Origin of the sequence: Intestinibacter sp. (assembly GCF_051866655.1) — a bacterium.
In the GTDB taxonomy this organism is placed as follows: Bacteria; Bacillota; Clostridia; order Peptostreptococcales; family Peptostreptococcaceae; genus Intestinibacter.
In genome coordinates, this window is the sequence record NZ_JBJDXL010000564.1 from 1 (window position 1) to 2,037 (window position 2,037).

General features: G+C 35.7%; 3 protein-coding genes. All 3 read right to left on the reverse strand.

Going from position 1 to position 2,037, the window contains the following annotated elements:
* Positions 1–230 (reverse strand): hypothetical protein (locus ACI3VO_RS17020; protein ID WP_439759044.1); only part of this gene is annotated, 230 nt, incomplete at its 3' end.
* Complete coding sequence (locus ACI3VO_RS17025; protein ID WP_439759045.1) at positions 214–438, reverse strand: hypothetical protein; 225 nt, start codon at positions 436–438, stop codon at positions 214–216. The genes ACI3VO_RS17020 and ACI3VO_RS17025, both read right to left, overlap by 17 nt.
* Before the next feature lie 12 nt (positions 439–450).
* Positions 451–2,001, reverse strand: coding sequence for a hypothetical protein (locus ACI3VO_RS17030; protein ID WP_439759046.1), 1,551 nt, complete (start codon positions 1,999–2,001; stop codon positions 451–453).
* Positions 2,002–2,037: the final 36 nt, after the last annotated feature.

A 2,037-nucleotide genomic window follows, 5' to 3' on the forward strand; every position in this document is an offset into this window, starting at 1 on the left:
TCTACATCGGATAGATTATCAAAAAGATTAACCTCTTGTATTCTAACTTCACAAAAATCTTCTTCCCATTCCTCATCTGAATCATAGTCAGAAGTGTGTTGTTCTTCTATCTTATGTTTTAACAGGTCTGCTAATTCAGGGGAGGAGCATACTCCAACGATGTGTTCCCATCTGTCTTCGTATTCTCCTCCACACTTAGATACTACATAAACTTTAGAGGTCGAGTACATCAAGCTCGTCGTCTAAAGGAGCATTTACTTGTTCTATCTCCTTTGGCTGATTCAAGTACTCATCGAGTTCCTTACGGGTTATACCCTCTAATGCCATACACTGTGCCTTTGATAAGTACTTAGTTCCTTTATATTCTACAGGAACTGCATTCTTGTTTGGCTTATAGTTCTTGCCATAAAAATCGAGAATTTTCTTTTTGTTCTTCATTTTTGTAATTTTTTATAGGTTTTCAAATGTTCCTCTTAGTAGATTGCCGCTAACCATTAGGTCATAAGACAGTCCATAGGAATTTCTACTAAAGTTGTAATTAGAATAATCTGATGCACCAAACAGACTAAGTACATTTCTATAGTCTAGTCTCTTACATGAGTTTAGAGAATTAGAATGAAGATCCCCCTTTATAAAATGTACTTTATCTGTGTGAATACCTTGGTCATGTAACCACTCATAGAGCATAACTTTTGATTTATCATCCAAGTTAAGAGGGAGACCTTTCTTCATATATTGGTCATCCTTACCATGACAGCACACAAAAGTTTCCCCATCTTGCTCAAATATTCCAAAGAACTCTTCCCAGAAGGTAGTAGTTACACTAGGGAATTGGGCACCTACTAGAGCCAGTAACGCTTTATTGCACATATATTCGAAATTTCCTCCATGATTTCCACAAGGAACTGAGAAGATATTTAGCTTAGAGCAGAAATTATTCTCCTTAGCAGCTAGGGTGCTTACGAACCACATCATTAATTCTATAAACCTATTAGCCTGTTCTCTAGCGTCCATATTCTCCGGCATATCATGATCTAATCTAGCAGTCTTTCCAAAGAATCCAGAACAGTCTACATTATCTCCCATAAGGACGACATTAATTGTGCTATAACTCCCAATCCTCTTCAGCCTAATAAGTACCTCAGATAATCTTCTTTTGGCTTCTTCGAAACCGTAGTTCTTATTTTCTCCATACATAGTCCCAGAAGTAACCATTGCCCCTAGATGAAGATCAGATATATACAGATTTATACTAGGGTTTGAGTTTGGAGTATCCTCTATTATAATAGGACTTATGTTATCTGGAATACTTATAGTAAATTCGGAAGCAGCTCTAAGTTGTCTCTTCAGTTCAAGGTTCTCTTGAGCATATTTCTTGAGAAGTTTCTCGTTATTTCTAATTTGATCCTCTTCTGCCTTTCTAAGGAAGCTATTCTCTTTCTCTCGAAGTTGAATTTCTCTAAGTTCATCCTCAGAGCATTCTTCTAACATATGAGGAGCAAACGGAGCTGAAGCTTTAGTTATATTAAAAGCCCTTAATATTTTCTTAAAGTCAATAAGAGATAGATCGACAAAGTGTCTAGATACTACTCTTTGTGTTAGGGAATCTCCATAATAGGAGTATAATCTATGAATAGTATTCATTTCCTCCCTAGTAAGCTTACCACATACAGGAGCTTTATCCCTTCTATAGATTTGGTATCCGTAATATCTGATGTGTCCATTTTCGTCCCTAATGTAAGAAGTATCGGCTCTGTCATCAGTATCTACTTCCTTCTCTACCAGAATTTCTTTTTTCTTAGAAACTACTTCATTATATAAACTTATAAGATTTCTAACCTCTTCAGTCTCCTCATCATTCTGTCTCTTTAGCATAGAGATAGTTGCTACAATGCTGTTATAGTTGAGACCGTGTTGTGTACAGAAAGCATGTAGCTTTTGTCCACTCTTCTTGACATCCTGTAGTATTTTTGTATACTTTGTTATTGTAGATTTCTTCATTTATTTTTAATTGATTTATTCAATGTTATGATTAAG

What these genes read in the sequence shown, in the direction of transcription:
- ACI3VO_RS17025 (WP_439759045.1), bottom strand. Translation starts at nt 438, where the DNA reads ATGAAGAACAAAAAGAAAATTCTCGATTTTTATGGCAAGAACTATAAG.
- ACI3VO_RS17030 (WP_439759046.1), bottom strand. Translation starts at nt 2,001, where the DNA reads ATGAAGAAATCTACAATAACAAAGTATACAAAAATACTACAGGATGTC.